General features: G+C 45.4%; 14 protein-coding genes. 3 read left to right on the top strand and 11 right to left on the bottom strand.

What is annotated here, in order from left to right:
- Nucleotides 1-92: 92 nt before the first annotated feature.
- Nucleotides 93-1,124 (bottom strand): HlyD family secretion protein, encoded by a 1,032-nt coding sequence (locus JK628_RS19265; RefSeq protein ID WP_202286537.1) that lies wholly within the window; start codon nt 1,122-1,124, stop codon nt 93-95.
- The gene (locus JK628_RS19260; protein ID WP_202286536.1) at nt 1,121-1,432 is read right to left on the bottom strand and encodes an Mg2+ and Co2+ transporter; all 312 of its coding nucleotides are present in this window, start codon (nt 1,430-1,432) and stop codon (nt 1,121-1,123) included. Before JK628_RS19260 ends, JK628_RS19265 begins: the two co-directional genes overlap by 4 nt.
- Nucleotides 1,433-1,702: 270 nt before the next feature.
- Here JK628_RS19260 and JK628_RS19255 point away from each other — a divergent pair, with 270 nt between their 5' ends.
- Nucleotides 1,703-2,188: a hypothetical protein gene (locus JK628_RS19255; RefSeq protein WP_202286535.1), complete on the top strand. Its 486-nt coding sequence runs from the start codon at nt 1,703-1,705 to the stop codon at nt 2,186-2,188.
- 92 nt (nt 2,189-2,280) lie between these two features.
- Here JK628_RS19255 and JK628_RS19250 read toward each other — a convergent pair whose 3' ends face one another.
- Both JK628_RS19250 and JK628_RS19245 read right to left on the bottom strand, forming a co-directional pair.
- Nucleotides 2,281-2,658 carry a hypothetical protein gene (locus JK628_RS19250; protein ID WP_202286534.1) on the bottom strand — a complete coding sequence of 126 codons (378 nt, stop codon included), beginning with the start codon at nt 2,656-2,658 and terminating at the stop codon, nt 2,281-2,283.
- Nucleotides 2,658-4,250 (bottom strand): S41 family peptidase, encoded by a 1,593-nt coding sequence (locus tag JK628_RS19245; RefSeq protein WP_202286533.1) that lies wholly within the window; start codon nt 4,248-4,250, stop codon nt 2,658-2,660. Before JK628_RS19245 ends, JK628_RS19250 begins: the two co-directional genes overlap by 1 nt.
- A 564-nt stretch (nt 4,251-4,814) precedes the next feature.
- Between JK628_RS19245 and JK628_RS19240 the strand changes: the two genes are divergently transcribed.
- Together JK628_RS19240 and JK628_RS19235 are read left to right on the top strand one after the other, a co-directional pair.
- A complete protein-coding gene (locus JK628_RS19240) occupies nt 4,815-5,870 on the top strand; it encodes a cysteine synthase A (RefSeq protein ID WP_202286532.1) in 1,056 nt (351 codons plus the stop codon).
- Between the two features lie 104 nt (nt 5,871-5,974).
- Nucleotides 5,975-6,469 carry a peptidylprolyl isomerase gene (locus JK628_RS19235; protein ID WP_202286531.1) on the top strand — a complete coding sequence of 165 codons (495 nt, stop codon included), beginning with the start codon at nt 5,975-5,977 and terminating at the stop codon, nt 6,467-6,469.
- A 33-nt stretch (nt 6,470-6,502) separates the two neighbouring features.
- On the opposite strand, the gene JK628_RS19230 is transcribed toward JK628_RS19235, so the two are convergent.
- From JK628_RS19230 to JK628_RS19200, 7 genes are all read right to left on the bottom strand, one after another.
- On the bottom strand, nt 6,503-7,126 hold the full coding sequence (locus tag JK628_RS19230) for a hypothetical protein (RefSeq protein WP_202286530.1): 624 nt from the start codon (nt 7,124-7,126) through the stop codon (nt 6,503-6,505).
- A 57-nt stretch (nt 7,127-7,183) separates the two neighbouring features.
- Nucleotides 7,184-8,239 carry a sensor domain-containing diguanylate cyclase gene (locus tag JK628_RS19225; RefSeq protein WP_202286529.1) on the bottom strand — a complete coding sequence of 352 codons (1,056 nt, stop codon included), beginning with the start codon at nt 8,237-8,239 and terminating at the stop codon, nt 7,184-7,186.
- A gap of 226 nt (nt 8,240-8,465) precedes the next feature.
- A complete protein-coding gene (locus JK628_RS19220; RefSeq protein WP_202286528.1) occupies nt 8,466-9,143 on the bottom strand; it encodes a DP-EP family protein in 678 nt (225 codons plus the stop codon).
- Nucleotides 9,144-9,323: 180 nt separating this feature from the next.
- Nucleotides 9,324-10,079 (bottom strand): DP-EP family protein, encoded by a 756-nt coding sequence (locus JK628_RS19215; protein WP_202286527.1) that lies wholly within the window; start codon nt 10,077-10,079, stop codon nt 9,324-9,326.
- Between the two features lie 128 nt (nt 10,080-10,207).
- Nucleotides 10,208-10,597: a DP-EP family protein gene (locus tag JK628_RS19210; RefSeq protein ID WP_202286526.1), complete on the bottom strand. Its 390-nt coding sequence runs from the start codon at nt 10,595-10,597 to the stop codon at nt 10,208-10,210.
- Between the two features lie 82 nt (nt 10,598-10,679).
- Nucleotides 10,680-13,949: an nSTAND1 domain-containing NTPase gene (locus JK628_RS19205; RefSeq protein WP_202286525.1), complete on the bottom strand. Its 3,270-nt coding sequence runs from the start codon at nt 13,947-13,949 to the stop codon at nt 10,680-10,682.
- Between the two features lie 398 nt (nt 13,950-14,347).
- Nucleotides 14,348-15,451, bottom strand: coding sequence for an FAD-dependent monooxygenase (locus JK628_RS19200; RefSeq protein ID WP_202286524.1), 1,104 nt, complete (start codon nt 15,449-15,451; stop codon nt 14,348-14,350).
- Between the last annotated feature and the right edge of the window lie 3 nt (nt 15,452-15,454).

The raw sequence follows: 15,454 nt of genomic DNA, 5'->3' as shown, positions 1-15,454 counted from the left end.
TTTTGCAGTGGCTATCAGCTGGTTCTTTAGATTAAGGCTTTATTGGGCTCATAAGAGTAGCGACAATCGTTATCCATATTGATTTTCTCTCTTTATAAAGGGTTTAAGTAAGCTTTAACAGCCTTGAGCCTTACTGTTGCAGCGCCTATGATATCTAAAATGCCAAATACTGAGTGAGGTTTATCTGCACTAACCCAAGCTGAACCAGTGGCACCAATGGGCAGCATAGCCATCGTCTTTTCATCTACCTCCAATACCACGGTTCTTCCTACAGGTAGCGAACCTAAGCTGATATGACGTGATACCATTTGTTCGCGAGGCATAATGTCGCCTTGGGATTCACCTGTCGCTTCAACCTTGCTGTGTACTCGTGCTCTGAAAACTTGTCCAGGGTATGCATCGATATAAAACTCTGCAAACTGTCCCTGTTGTATAAAGGCATAGGATTGATCTGGAATCCGCATTTCAACAAACTTTTTGCCGGTATTCCACAGGTGCATAGAGCCTACTCTCGTGCCATCTGCAATATAGACATGGGTTACCATGCCGTCGAACGGCGCGCGCACCTGTAGTCTGTCTAACTCAAAATTTTGTTTACGCAGTTGCGCATATTGAACCTCAAGTTGAGCTGCTTGTACCCTTAACTCAGCCGCTGTGATTTCGACTTTGTCGGCAGCATTTTCAAGGTCTCGCTCACTAACGTGTTCGCCGAGTTCAGCTTTACGTTTGTAGTTACGCTTTGCCTGAGCGAGTCTAACCTCGGTCGCCTCCACTGCGCGTTCTATTTCATTCACTTTTGCGTTAATTTCATCAATAGCACTGGCCACCTTATCGTCTACCAAGGTGTAGATCAGCTCACCTTTTTTGACGTGCTGGTTGTGATCAACCGAGATAGTTTCAATTTGTTGGCCAATTGCGGGTGACAGAACGGAATGTGGTGCCCTTACCGTGGTTGAATCTGTTAGATCGGCAGGCGAGTAAAATCGGTGCGCGAGAAACAGACTCGCGGCAATTAAACAGCCTAGCAACACACTAATAAAGTAGTTACGCGGTCTTGATTTGATCACCTTAAACTTGAATAGCAACCAAACAATAAATATATAGGGCAGCATTATCTCTTTCATGCGCGCGTCCCCCTAATCCATTCTTGAACACGATCCCAATCAGTAACAATTGCGATAACAGCTAGAACCCAAAGAGGCTTCCATATTAACCCAAGCATGCAGAGCCAAAATACCAGCTTTGCTTGTTGCATGCCACGCTCTTTCGCTAAGTATTTAGGTAACGAATGCAGGTGCCAAAGTTTGATGGCTACCCAGCAGAAAACGCCTAAGGTTACTGCTGTGATTACCCACATAAAAACGACGGAATTAAGCAGTCCCATGGTGCTGGGAAGGTTAGTGTAGATTAAATCAGTATCATGGATCTTCATTAAACTCTCATAAGCCAATTGGCTAGTTATAGCGGTATAAAGGCCATTTTTGAAAACTACGATGATCTTAACCTCAGCAAGCTGAATCAGGCTTGAACTGCGGAAGGCAAAACTATGATCAAGCTCAGACTGTTAAGCCTTTGGAGTGATTCTATTTATGCGGCACTGTTAACTTGGCAATTTAAAGAGGAAGCCGTTGCTGGGCGATTGACTATAATTAGCGCAATTATAATCAAAACCACTTTTTAACAAGGGTATAGGTTACCGCAGATGAAAATGAATATAGAAAAGTTACAGATGCTGTATAGCTTGGAGAAAAGCTTATTAAAGGCCGAAATAAAACAGCAAAGAAAAGCGGCGTTACTGCTCGCAATCTCTATAGCCTTTTTTGCACTGACAGTGTTAGCCATTAATGTGGCTATCTATTTAAACATTGCCGTTCTGGGGATCTATGCGCAAAAAGCGTGGTGGTTAGTGGTGTTGAATGGGATTTTTACTTTGATCCCAGCCACCATGTTACTGCTTCATTCTAAAAATGATTCAGGCAACGAGACTGCTATAGAAATTAGAGATGCATTAGCAGACGCACTTAAAACTGACTTAGAAGCTTCGGCGATGGATGTTGCGGTGACGATTGAGCGGATGCATAAAATAGGTAAAGATATAAAAACCTTTAGTGAAGGTGGCATTGGGGCACTGGTGCCGATTGTAAAATTGGCGACTGAAATCGTGGCCTCAAAAAAAGCGGAGTCATAACCGCGGGCGAGATACTGCAAAGTTGCTGCTAAGCTATTTTGGGAACAATACAAACGCCGCATAATGCGGCGTTTGTATTGTTAATGAATGACTTACTCAGCTTTACATTTTAGCCTAGGTAATGCGCGCTCTTCATCACTATTTTGCAGCCTCAAAATGCATACATCCCCTTGCATAAACAGCTGCACCATTTGTGGCATCTCATGGCTTCTCCCCATAATTAACTGCCCGCTTGGGTCTTTATGGGGCGCACGCTCAACGGCCAGTAAACTGGTTTGAGTAAATGCGGTTTGGCTTAGTGTTACCTCGTTTACCTTGAGTAATTCGGAGATGGCCTGAGCAAGCTGGCGAGTACTATAGCGATCAGGTGATAGCAACAGCGCTGGCATGGCTTTGGTGTCATTCTCAGCAGATGCACTGCAACCCATTAAGCCAATTGTTAGGGCTGCGCCTAACATTAGTTTAAGCATTACAAAGTTCCCTTAATATCGGTGATGATGCGGTTATTCTGCCATAGCGTTTGATTTCGCTCATCTTTTAGCATGAAGCCTTCATCAACGAACTCGTTTGCTGCTAAAACGCGTGCAGTGCTTGTTGCAATTGTAGGGCAGCGCTCATTATCTCGATAATAAAGTGCAGCGCTTAATAGGCGCTCATCTGTATCGCCCAGAGCATGGCCTAAATCATCATCAAGCATACAACCTTGAACTTCACTGGCGAGTGTTGGGCTTGTCGATGGCACAAAACCGTCGGAGTATTCGCCAAAGCCTTTGTCGTTCACACCTTTAAGCTGAATCGTAAAGTAGGTAGTTTCGCAGTTGGGAGTTGGGTAAAAACCATAAGGTTTACCGCAGGTTGTGCCGCCAATTTGAATGACTTCAATATCCACACCACGCAAGCCGTTCATTAGCGCTTCACTGGCAGAACACGTCCCCGTCGTAGTTAAAACATACACACGTTTAAGGTCCAATGTCGGTAGTGGACTGCCGCCTGCAAGCAGGCCTGTATTAAAGCCAAGGGATTCGTCTATAAATGGCATTGGCGATAAAGACTGATTGGTTACTGGGTTGACGTTAGGATGCTTGCCGTTAAAGTTGGTTTTCTCAAAAGTGCGTTCGGCAGTCGCCTCTTCACCGGCAATCATGTAACCGAGTTGGCTTGCCATGGCCAGCAATCCGCCGCCGTTATATCTAAGGTCGATGACCAGATCATCCACACCCGCTTGGCTTAATGTGGTTAGTGCATCAAAGAGTCCACGCTCTGCAGTAGCGATGTGAGCGTTAAACTGCAGGTAACCGACTTTACCGCTAGTAGTTTGAATGGTTTTAGTATTCTGCACTGGGGTCGAGACAATCGTTTGTGCAGTTAGTGTTATTGTACGGTCGACTGCTGCGCCAAGATCTCTAATGGTAAACGTGGTTTGCTTGCCATCTTGGCTTGGAAATAGGCCTGCATTTAATATGTCGATACTGGCGCTATCGTTGGCATCTTTAACACTAACACCATCAATTTCGACAATCACCGCGCCGCGCGTCACATTGGCCGCACTTGCGGGAGAGTCTGGTTCATTATAAGTGACTGTTACTTTTCGGGCACCGCTTTGGGAGCCGTTAGTGAGTTCGAAGTTGATACCGTAGCCTACTGAGGCACCTGATTGATTTAGCGCATTCCATTCATCGGTTGACATTGAGAAGTGGAAGTTGTCTTTTCTACTGCCGGAATCTGATAACTCGTCTGTTATCAAAAGATCAAAATACTCTGCAACTAAATATGGTGCGGGATCGCGGTCGATAATCTCGTTATACCAAAGGTAAGTATCATTACTCCAGGAGCGCAGCCAAAGCTTTTCAGTCAATGTGCTACCCGTTTGGTTAGCACTGCATTGGTTGGCTAAACTTGCGTCACTAGCGAACTGACCTTGTACCCAAGTCGGCGTTACAGAGCCACCTGTTGCTGGTGGCTCTGTTGAATCGCTTCCAGTGGAACCTCCTCCGCCACAGGCGGACAAACCAAGACTTGCGGCAATAACCAACGGCAGTAGCTTTGTAGAGTCCAGCATCATAAATAATCCTTCACTTCTCTAATATAGTTAACAAGATAGAGTGCGGTGCAATGTTGATTTCAACTGTATTACAAGTTGGATTATTTGTAATGTAAAATCGCTTTAATGTTGGAGGAATGTATCGATACATTTTGGGGGCCGACTAAAAACAAGCTTGCTGGAGCTAAATAGGGGGAGGTGTATCGAGCAGTGTCGATGTCGTCATTAATGAGTGGCTAAGCTAAAAAGGGTGAGCGTCTTCCATGACACTCAAATAAGGTTATAAACGTTTGGGTTGATGGATTTTTTATTGTAGTGTTTAGCCATAAGGTAATAAGTGTCGATCACTTAAGGCTTAGCACCAGCGGTTTATGTCCTACAAGGGTGTTGAGGGGTGACTCAAGAGCCCTTGCATCAAACGTTGAAACCGACAATACTCTATTGTGTGTACATGTGTCTAGTCGGTGTTAGTTCAATCGCTGATAAATTGTACGTATGCCGTTTCACGAGAGCTATACCCATTGCCTCTGAAACGAGCATGTCCAAGTAGGACGGGTATATAACGAGTAACAGATAAGGCAATCTATGGAATATCCTTCATTATCGAGCAATATTACCCAACTTATCGGTCATACCGATCTACTGCGGATTGGCAGTTTATCGACTCTGAGCGGCTGTGAAATTTTAATCAAATGTGAGCAGCAAAACCCCGGTGGTTCGATTAAAGATCGCGCTGCACTGCAGTTGGTCACAGATGCTATTGAGAGTGGCAAACTCAAACCTGGAATGACGATAGTGGAAGGCACTGCGGGTAATACGGGTATCGGTTTGGCGCTGGTCGCTAAAGCGCTGGGGTTTAACATGTTGGTGGTGATGCCTAAGGGACAAGCGCCTGAAAAAGAGCAGATGATTACGCTCTATGGTGCCAAATTGATGTTGGTCGATGCTTGTCCATTTGCCAACCCAGACCATTTTTATCATACCGCCAAGCGACTTGCTGAGGCGAATGACGATTATTGGTGGGCTGATCAATTTGAAAATACCAGTAATGCTAAAGCACATTATCAACATACAGGGCCTGAAATTTGGCAACAAACAAATGGTCAGGTCGACGCATTGGTCTCTGTTGCAGGCACTGGCGGCACAATTGCCGGAAACTCTCGTTATCTATCCGAGCAAAATCCGGCGCTGCAAACATGGTTGGTCGACCCTGATGGTTCGGGCATATATGCCTACCTTAAAACGGGTCAATATGCAGCAAGTGGCAGTTCGTTTACCGAAGGGATTGGCATCATGCGTTTGGTTGAAAACTTCAGGCAAGCGAAAGTCGATAAAGCGATAACCTTGCCAGATCTCGACCTTATTGCCATAGCACGTCACGTGCAAGAGCAAGACGGTATCGTGCTTGGTAGTAGTTCAGCCCTCAATGTAGCTGGAGCACTCTACGCCGCGGCTAAAATGGGCAAAGGCAATACCATTGTGACTTTCTATTGCGACGTGGCCGAACGCTCATCATCTAAACTGTATAGTGCGGAGTATCTTGCAAGCAAAGGCTTTAACCAACCGATAGAGTCGCTTGAGGATATGTTTCAACGTTATAAAAGCCAAGCTAGCGAAGCGGTGGTTAATGTTGCGCGTTAATACGTTTAGCGCTGCGTTTTTTTGGGGTTAACCAACAAGCAGGTACCGATGTTAGTGACACAAGGTATACTTAGGCCAATATTTTGTGGCTTGTGTGAGTTGATATGATTATTTTTACCACCAATTTTGGCGATATCGAGATAGAACTTAATTTTGAAAAGGCGCCGGTAAGCGCGAAAAATTTTATTAAGTATTGTGAAGATGGCTTTTACGAGGGCACTATTTTCCATCGGGTGATTAAAGGCTTTATGGCGCAAGGTGGTGGTTTTACTGCTGAAATGGAGGAGAAGCCAACTCGGGCGGCCATTGTCAATGAAGCCAATAGGGGGCTTAAAAATCTTAGAGGCACTATCGCGATGGCGCGCACTGATGCGCCGCATTCAGCCACGGGGCAGTTTTTTATTAATTTAGCCGACAATGCATTTCTTGATTATACCGCTACCACTAATGCAGGCTGGGGATATGCGGTATTTGGTACCGTAACTGCTGGGATGGATGTCGTGACTAAGATTGGCAGGGCTAAAACGGCTTCGCAAGCGGGTCACGATGATGTGCCTAAGGAGCTGATCATTATCGAAAAAGTCACCCTTAAAGATTGATAATACGACCAAAACCACTTGTTAAGCGCTATATCAATAGCGCTTTTTTGATGTTGCAAGCTTAGTTAACGACATCGCCTTGCCAAACATTACCCCTACAACACTGCTTATAACCAGGCTGATAACGGCTTGCTGAAAGCTCAAATCTGATGCTCTGCTCTGTATAAACAGCATAAATAGAAATAGCAGCACCGCAAAAACTTGTGCCATTTTTATGAAGGATTGCTCTTTATTCTCGGTGGGAAGCTTAGCTTTCATCGATGTTACCCGTCGATAGCTTATTGCTAGCCAACGTTTCTTTAGGCCTTTTTGAAGCAACAACCAAACCGGCGCACTGAGCGTGAGTAGCAATAAGCTACTGAGGTTCCATAAGCAGGGGATGATGCCACTGCACTCAGGGCAAACGTAGCCAAACCAATGGCCAAAAGCGTTGCTATTGCTCCACAAGCTGCCTGGATTCATTGCGTTGCAATGTGGGCAGGGAACCACTTGTCTGGATTGCAGTGGTTCCTTGCTATCTTTTTCGATGAGAGTGACTTTAGGAAGTCGCTGACCTAATACTAATTCATTAATCGCCAACATGGGGTTAATGGCCCTAAACAGCAATAATGGGCTAGGAAACCGTAGGATCTGATACTTATTTGGGTCATATTGCATCTTAACTCCTGTCAACCTGAACTAACTGGATCTCGTTATCGGTCTGGTGCGCAGTGATTACACACAAGCATTAATACGGTTACGACCATCAGCTTTGGCGCGATAAAGTGCGGTATCTGCAGCGCATAGTAATGCAGTACTGGTTCTGAACTGGCCATTAATTTCACTCGCGTGTCCTTGGCTTACACTGACCGAAACAGATGCATCTAAACCTATATCTATATAGCTTAAATCGTTAATGTTCTTTTGGATCAGTCGTGCAGTTTGCGCTACCTGGCTAGCATTGCTGTTGGGCAGAATAATGGCAAACTCTTCTCCGCCATAACGCGCGGCAGTACAATCAAGATCAGGCAGCGAGCTCTCGATAGCTTTGGCTATTTTTTGTAAACAGTAGTCACCGAGAATATGGCCGTATTTGTCGTTAAAAGATTTAAAGTGGTCAATATCGATGATCAATACACTGACAGGGCGATTTTTATCGGTACAGCTTTGCCAATGGTTTTGTAACTCAGCATCAAACACGCGACGGTTGGCCAATTTGGTTAAACAGTCGGTGGATGCCCATTGATGCAGTTGCTTATATTCGGCGCGATATTTAGTCAAGTCTCTAATCACAATGGCAAATAGCGGCGTGCTTAAGGCAAAATGTGTAATTGATACCTCGACATCTTTGCAGGCATCGTTTGCTAATCGCAGTGTGGTCTCAGCAGGGGCGTGGTTTAACGGACGGGCGCCGGTGCGTGATTCAATAATCATTTTTTGGTAAAGGGTTTTTTGTGGTTCCATTAAATAGGTTTGCCACTGCTGGCCAATCAATGTTGGTGATGTTGTTGGCTCATCAGCTTCTAGAGCATCAGCGAGTAAGAGATCGATAGCATGCTCGTTGATGAGTTGAATCGTGCCGTGTTCATCAACGATCACTACCGCTTCCATCAATAAGCTAACTAACATCTTAAGCGGTTGCAGCTCAGCGCTCGATAGTTGTTGTGTGGTTTTTAGCGGACTAAAGGGCACTGTTTTGCTAGCTGTCTTACTGGTGCTATGAATAGTCTTAGCCGATGATGCTGAGCTTAAAGCCCTGTTAGAAACAGTATCAGTTGGAGTCAGCAACATAGCAAATATCCCTTTAATGAATTTAACGCTAAGCTCGCGTTTATTGTGCTGTTACTTTAGCGAAAGGGATAAAATTTAACCTTTCGGTAATCTTCTTGTTTAAGTCGTTGTTACAATTAGATTTTGTTTTTACTTATGATAGGTTCTAGTCAATCTAAAGTGCTGGTAATAGTTGCTGCTATAGATAAAAGTATTAGTTTGTAGCTAGTGGAGACTATTCGTTAGGCTAGATCTTGAATTCGGGGTTGTTGATATCGTTTTCTAACGTAAGACTTTGACCATCGTCACTCACGGTAACCCGCTTAATATGAGCGTCAAAGGGGTTGGCAAAACCGGCACCGGTGATGCGTAACCCTTTCGGAGTGCGTTTAGTATGCACCAGCTTATAGGTAATGCTGGTGTTTTCAGTAAGCTCAACATTACCATCACAGGCGACGCCTGCTTGGCGATAGTTGAATTTAACTTGGTTATCATTTTTAAGGATGACTCGTAGCTTAATGGGACTGTCTGCACTGCAGAATGGTAATACTGCGTTTTCGAGAAGCAGTCTATCGGTGTCGCTGTAGGCGAGTGCATCTGGGTATTGGCCGATAGTGCTCTGCTGGCCGAATAGTGCCAAAATCTGATACACCTCGGTGGCTGTCAGGTTGGTTTGCAGCTGGCTATTATCGAAGGTCGCTTGGCCGGCGGCGTTGCTAAATTGAATGCTAGCGATAAATGCCGGTAGCTCGTCACCTAAAGCATCTAATGCTGAGGGTTGGCTGAGCGTGGCTTGTAGCATTGCGGCTGATTTTACTGGCGCAAGTGCCGCGTCAATCTGCTGCTGGGTTGCCGCTTGTATTGCTGCACTGCTGAATAATAAGCTGGTTAGAATAGCGGCGCTGAGTTTACTGACGGTTTTCATGTAAAGTCCTTTTTAAACGGATCTGGGTAATGTATTAATACGAAAAAGATGAGGCGAAGAGGCCTCATCTTTTGGGGTTAACTATGGGTGGCCATATTTAATTTTAGGCGAACAGGCCTCATCTTTTGTTCGTTTTAGGAGCCATGGTTATTTAAAGATATGGCTGTCCCATCTTTTTTTCTAACTTGGGCGATTAATTACCTGTGGATCTGGACTCACCAATATCAAGTCACTGTCATCATTGCTGAAGATAAACTGCCACTTACTGACGCCAGTGTTGCTGATATCGTTTTCTAAAGTAAGACTTTGACCATCTTCGCCCACGGTAACCCGCTTGATATGGGCATCAAATGGGTTAGTAAACCCCGCGCCGGTGATGCGTAACCCTTTCGGAGTGCGTTTAGTGTGCACTAGCTTGTAAGTAATGCTGGTGTTTTCAGTAAGCTCAACATTACCATCACAGGCGACGCCTGCTTGGCGATAGTTGAATTTAACTTGGTTATCATTTTTAAGGATGACTCGTAGCTTAATGGGACTGTCTGCACTGCAGAATGGTAATACTGCGTTTTCGAGAAGCAGTCTATCGGTGTCGCTGTAGGCGAGTGCATCTGGGTATTGGCCGATAGTGCTCTGCTGGCCGAATAGTGCCAAAATCTGATACACCTCGGTGGCTGTCAGGTTGGTTTGCAGCTGGCTATTATCGAAGGTCGCTTGGCCGGCGGCGTTGCTAAATTGAATGCTAGCGATAAATGCCGGTAGCTCGTCACCTAAAGCATCTAATGCTGAGGGTTGGCTGAGCGTGGCTTGTAGCATTGCGGCTGATTTTACTGGCGCAAGTGCCGCGTCAATCTGCTGCTGGGTTGCCGCTTGTATTGCTGCACTGCTGAATAATAAACTGGTTAGAATAGCGGCGCTGAGTTTACTGACGGTTTTCATGTAAAGTCCTTTTTAAACGGATCTGGATAATGTATTAATACGAAAAAGATGAGGCGAAGAGGCCTCATCTTTTGTTCGTTTTAGGAGCCATGGTTATCTAAAGATATGGCTGTCCCATCTTTTATTTTTTAAGCTGTACCGCGGTTAATAACTTCAGGATCTGGACTCATCATTAGTAATTTGCTGTTTTTAACTGATAGTACAAAGCGGAATCCAGTTTTACCTGGTTGAGCATCAGAATCTATTAAATCAATATAGGGACCTCGCTGATCCTCTCCTAACTCAACACTATCAATCACATTATCAAATGGTGTGGTAAAAGCTGCTCCAGTAAATTCGAGTCCTTTTTCTGTTTTGTCTATTAAATAGTAGCGAATAGTTGTGGGGGTACTGACAACAAAGCTACCAGTAACAGGAACATTTTGACCATTTTCTAGCTGTGTATAATTAAACTGAGGAACGTCTTCTTTATTTAAAGTAACTGTTAATGTGAACTCTTCAAGGTGTTGGTTTGACATATCATCTTCCTTTGACGTATTAAATTATTGTAGGGGTTAATGTAACGCTAGTTTTTAGTCTAAGTAGGACTAACTTTTATGATTAATTGACTTTAATTCCATAACTTTTTAATTTGCTAATCAATTCTGGTTCACTATCCAATTGGTTCAGACAGTGAAGAGCACGAATGTAAGAAATCGTAAAGTTGGGGTGTTTATTGACTTTAACTACGTCAGAAATTCTTTCTTTTGCTTGTTGACACAAGCGTATAGCTTTGCCACTAGCATCTACCTTCTCTGCCAACTGAGCTTGCAGCAGCTCACTAGAGGCTAAGCGGCCTAAATGCAGATTATTCTTTGGATGTTTTAACGTAATTTGTTTAAATAGCCTTGTGGCTTCTTCAGCCTTTTGAGCACTTTCTTTAAAAGCATTTATTTTTATATAATATGTTGCAGCGGCTAAGTTATATTTTGCCCACATGACTTCAAATTGATTGGACTGAACAAGTGATTTATCTGCTTTCAGTAGCGCACCTATAGCTTCAGGCTGAAAATTAGTATCTAATTCCAAAGGCTCATCGATGAACATCAACATGATAAAATAGGCATTATATTGTTGGACTCTCCAAGTCTGATTCTTAGGGTCTCGAATGAGGGCTTCCGTAATCGTTTGAAAACTTAATCGCGCATGTTGAAATGCTGATGGATTTTGACCAAGATAATAGAAGAGTGTTGCTAATATATGATGACTACTTGCTAATCTATCTAACGTATAGGATGCACTTGAGCCAGTATTATTTAACATCTTCTGAATTTGTTGATGGCTTTTTACTGCTGTATATATATCGCCTTGAGCTAAAGCTGCACTGGCCAACCATGACCTTGTATTTGCTACATCTGCACTGCGTTTAGAGTTGTCCTTATCTTTATTCCATGCTGCAAGTTTTAGCTCTAAAGAAACATCAAACTCATTGCGTGCACTATCAAAATCCTGCTGTTTCATTGAAACAGAACCTAACGAACTTTGCGCATAAGATAACTCCATCAACGATTCAGTATCATCAGGTGCGATATCAAACATAGTCTGACTGTGACTCTTATAGAGATCCCACCACACTCTTGCCGCGTCCCAGTCACTTTTATCGTAATCGAGCTGGCCTATCCAAAAGGCATTAGCGCCTAAGGTTTTAAGCAGCTCTAAATTGTGTGGCTGCTGATTTAATAACGCGGTTAACTTGCTGCGAGCGGCGTGAAAGGCGCTGCTGGCCTCATCGAGTTTATTGCGCGAATAGGCGACTTCGCCCATGGCCTCTAGGGTTTGTGCATGTTGAAAGTTAGCGTCAAAGCTAATGCTGTTGTCGTAACCGCCGCTATTATTAGAACTGCCACTAACACTGTTGTCACTAAAGTATTCTAACGCTTTATTGCTGATGCCATCGAGCAGGTCCATACGACCGATGCCGCGCATCTTGTCGGCGAAATCCCCGACCATAAAGCCGAGCAGGTTCTCTGCCGCCAAGCGCTTTTGCTGGGCGACTTTTTCCGCTTGGTTACTCTTGATACTCATCATTACCGACAGCACAGACAAAATGGACAGCGTTGCTATGGTGAGGCGTTTACGCCAGCGCTTTAACTGCTGTTGTTTGGCAGAGGCGGCAATGAGCTCGCGCTCTTGAGGTTCGATGGTAAACAGGGGGTTGTGTTGCAGTGCCTGGGCCTCTTTGAGCGGTTTGCCGCCCGCGAGCAGATAGGCGCTATTTTTGTGCTCTTTACGCCAGCGTTTGGCAAGGTGATATAAACGGCTTTTTATCTGCAAGCTCGTATTGTGCTCGCTTATCCAGCTGGTGGCGCGGGGCCAACGTCTTAACAGCGCTTCGTGGGCAATGCTAAAGCAGGGCTCACCATTTTGCAGGTGCGAGACAAAAAGTCGGCTGTCGACCATGGCTTGCACTAGGATATTTTCTGACTCTGTCTGTAGCTGTGACCAGCGAGCGGTGCGGCTGGTGATGGAGATCTCGTCCTCTCTTAAAGTGATCAGCAGGGACAATACCTGTGGCAGGCAGGCTTTTTGCTCGGCGGTTAAGCCATTGATAGCATCTTCGGCATTTTTACCTATGGCGCCCTCGATGCCGCCGAGTTCTTTATAGACTGAGACTTGCAGCTGATTATCGCTGCTGCGCTTTAGATATAACGCCTGCAACATATATTGCAGCATTGGCAATGCGTCTGGGTTGCTGGCGGCTTCACTGCAAAGCAGTTGGTCTAGCGGCATGGCAGTGTCGGGGTCGTTGTCCCAGCTTAGATTGGCGGCAATGGCTGGCAGACGGATCATCTGCAGTAGCTCACTGCGAGAGGGTGGCGCTAAATCGAAATGAGCACCGCGGCTTTTACCCGCCATTAAGGTCGGGTAGTTCACCAGCAGCGGGTAAAACTCATTGCGGCAAGCACTGAGTATTAGTACGGTGCCCGAGGTGGCCAAGTGCTCGATAAGCTCGACAAATTGATGCCGTTCTTGATCTTCAAACAGGGGGGACGACAGTAAAATTTCTAGCCTGTCGATAAACAGCGAGAAATGGGTAAAGCCCTCGGTTTGTGCCTTTAGTGCTTGTTGGCATAGCTTAATAACGGCGTTGGGATTATTAATCAAGCTGGTGGCAAGTGTGTCGGCGCTATAGCCATCAAACACCGGCAGCTCGTTTATCTCCCAGTCGAGCATGGCACTGGCCAGCTCAATAAACAGCTGTGAACTGCTAACATCGGCAAAATCGAGGCCGCTATAGGAGGCGACTTTAACACTGTTGTAACCGGCTGTAGTCATTAAATTGGGCATTACGCCGGCATTGATGAGCGATGACTTACCGCTGCCGCTAGGGCCTAAGGTCAGGCAAAAGGCTCTGCCGTATTTAATTTGCTGACTTATTCTATCCAGCAAGACGCTGATCTGTTTACCGCGGCCAAAGAAGACGTCGGCATAGTCGGCCCCATAGGCTTGTAGGCCGGGAAAGGGTGAACCACATTGCCAACTTTGATGGTCGGCGACTTTTTCTTGGCCAATGGGAAAGCGTACTTCAGCTAAGGTGCGATAACCGCGTTTACGAATGGTTTCAATGAATAAGGGAGAGGTTGCGCTGTCGCCGAGTGCGCGGCGTATTTGATTGATGATTTTATGTAGCGGATTGTCACCCACATCGGTGTTGGGCCAGCAGTGGTTAACGATGTCATCGCTGCTCAACACCTCTCCTGCGCGTTGGCATAACAGTGTAAGCACATCCATGGCCTTGGGTTCTAGCTGCTTGACCTGTTTACCGGCGCGCAAGCTATTAGCGCTGGGATCAATTTGCCATTCACCGAAGAAAAAAGTGGTATCACTCATAGTTTCATTCCATTGGTTCTATAGGGCGATGCATAACAGCTTAGCACTCATTCATTCCTATTGGTTTTAGCCTGAAGCTAATAAAAATGAATTCTGAAATCAGGCGTTTAAAGACTAAAACGTTATTGATTATGTCACCGTTTTAGATGTAATAGAAGAGTGTGGCTTGTTATTTTTATGTTTATTTGCTTGATGTGGTTGAGATTTTTTTAACTTGATATTCTTGGTGCAATTCTTGGTGCAATTCTTGGGGCTACTTGATAGGAGTGGTCGATCTTAACCGCAGGTTTAAGCCGCACGATAGAGCGCAGTGGAATACTTTATGAGGCTATTCACCGCAAAAGTAGCAAAGCAACGCCACTATTTGCGCTGCTAGGGCTTGATTAAATTAGCGGTTACTATTGTGGTGGCTGGTGTCTTTTCTGCCAAAACTTGCTCTGTGGCCAGCGCTGCTCCTCATTATAGAAATAAGCTTTATGGCCTAAGTATTGGATGAAGTTACTAGCAACGCTATTACGATATTGATTGAGGGTTTGCGCATCATCATTGAGCCAATCGGTAATCGCGGCGGCGGCGTCAATGCCATTGTTAAGTGCTTTATAAATACCTTGTGAACTAATGGGGTCGAAGCTTGATGCGGCATCGCCCACGGCGAGCCAATGTTCGGCTGCCGGTGGATCCATAATGGCGGATTGCGCTACCCAGCTATGCAGGCGACTCGGTGCAGCTTGATTGATAATCGGCTTGATGTGCTGCGTAAGCTGTAGCGCTTGTTGCCAATGATCACTATTTTTGAGTTGTTTCTGCTGAATCGTTTCGGGATCGGTGGCGACGGTAACGATCACCTGATTGTTGGGCAGGTGGGCTAGATACCACCAGCCATAATCGACCGCTTCAAGCAGTGTCATTTGCCGATAACTGTTGGCCGAACTAATGTTACTGGCGTCAAAGTAGGCACTGACCGCCACTAGCTGATCTTCAATATTTGCTTTGGCGTCAAACTGGCGCGCGACTTTGGCACTGCGGCCGCTGGCATCAACAATGAAGCGGCACCTTAGCTGTGCATCGTTACGCAATGTGACCTTTATCGGGTAGGCGTGCTGATCGCGGATTAGGCTGGAAAAATGGGTGTTTTTCAGCAGTGCTCCGCCTCTTTTTTGCAGTTGTAGCGCTAAAAATTTATCGAAGGAGGCTCGGTTTAAATGCCAGCCATGGCCCTGCGGATTAAAGAGGTAGTCGTTAAACCCTAACTGGTCACTCCCCCAACTTGAATAACTGCCTAAACAGGGAGCATGTTTTTGCGCAGTGAATGCGTCCCAGATCCCTAGTTTTTCTAGCAGTTGACGGCTATCGGGTGGAATGCTCTCGCCAATACGAGGCGCAGTGTAATCACTGGCCTCGATGACAAGAGTATTTTTAACCCCTAGGTTGTGCAAAGCAATTGCCGTTGCACAACCTGCGGGCCCCCCTCCGACGATGATGACGTCATAGAGTGGTTGCATCGA

Source organism: Shewanella sp. KX20019, from assembly GCF_016757755.1.
Lineage (GTDB): Bacteria > Pseudomonadota > Gammaproteobacteria > Enterobacterales > Shewanellaceae > Shewanella.
This window is presented reverse-complemented; position numbering and strand designations above follow the sequence as displayed.

Bases quoted from the DNA above. Each gene is read 5' to 3' on its own strand.
- JK628_RS19265 (WP_202286537.1), bottom strand. From the start codon at position 1,124: ATGAAAGAGATAATGCTGCCCTATATATTTATTGTTTGGTTGCTATTC.
- JK628_RS19260 (WP_202286536.1), bottom strand. From the start codon at position 1,432: ATGAAGATCCATGATACTGATTTAATCTACACTAACCTTCCCAGCACC.
- JK628_RS19255 (WP_202286535.1), top strand. From the start codon at position 1,703: ATGAAAATGAATATAGAAAAGTTACAGATGCTGTATAGCTTGGAGAAA.
- JK628_RS19250 (WP_202286534.1), bottom strand. From the start codon at position 2,658: ATGCTTAAACTAATGTTAGGCGCAGCCCTAACAATTGGCTTAATGGGT.
- JK628_RS19245 (WP_202286533.1), bottom strand. From the start codon at position 4,250: ATGATGCTGGACTCTACAAAGCTACTGCCGTTGGTTATTGCCGCAAGT.
- JK628_RS19240 (WP_202286532.1), top strand. From the start codon at position 4,815: ATGGAATATCCTTCATTATCGAGCAATATTACCCAACTTATCGGTCAT.
- JK628_RS19235 (WP_202286531.1), top strand. From the start codon at position 5,975: ATGATTATTTTTACCACCAATTTTGGCGATATCGAGATAGAACTTAAT.
- JK628_RS19230 (WP_202286530.1), bottom strand. From the start codon at position 7,126: ATGCAATATGACCCAAATAAGTATCAGATCCTACGGTTTCCTAGCCCA.
- JK628_RS19225 (WP_202286529.1), bottom strand. From the start codon at position 8,239: ATGTTGCTGACTCCAACTGATACTGTTTCTAACAGGGCTTTAAGCTCA.
- JK628_RS19220 (WP_202286528.1), bottom strand. From the start codon at position 9,143: ATGAAAACCGTCAGTAAACTCAGCGCCGCTATTCTAACCAGCTTATTA.
- JK628_RS19215 (WP_202286527.1), bottom strand. From the start codon at position 10,079: ATGAAAACCGTCAGTAAACTCAGCGCCGCTATTCTAACCAGTTTATTA.
- JK628_RS19210 (WP_202286526.1), bottom strand. From the start codon at position 10,597: ATGTCAAACCAACACCTTGAAGAGTTCACATTAACAGTTACTTTAAAT.
- JK628_RS19205 (WP_202286525.1), bottom strand. From the start codon at position 13,949: ATGAGTGATACCACTTTTTTCTTCGGTGAATGGCAAATTGATCCCAGC.
- JK628_RS19200 (WP_202286524.1), bottom strand. From the start codon at position 15,451: ATGCAACCACTCTATGACGTCATCATCGTCGGAGGGGGGCCCGCAGGT.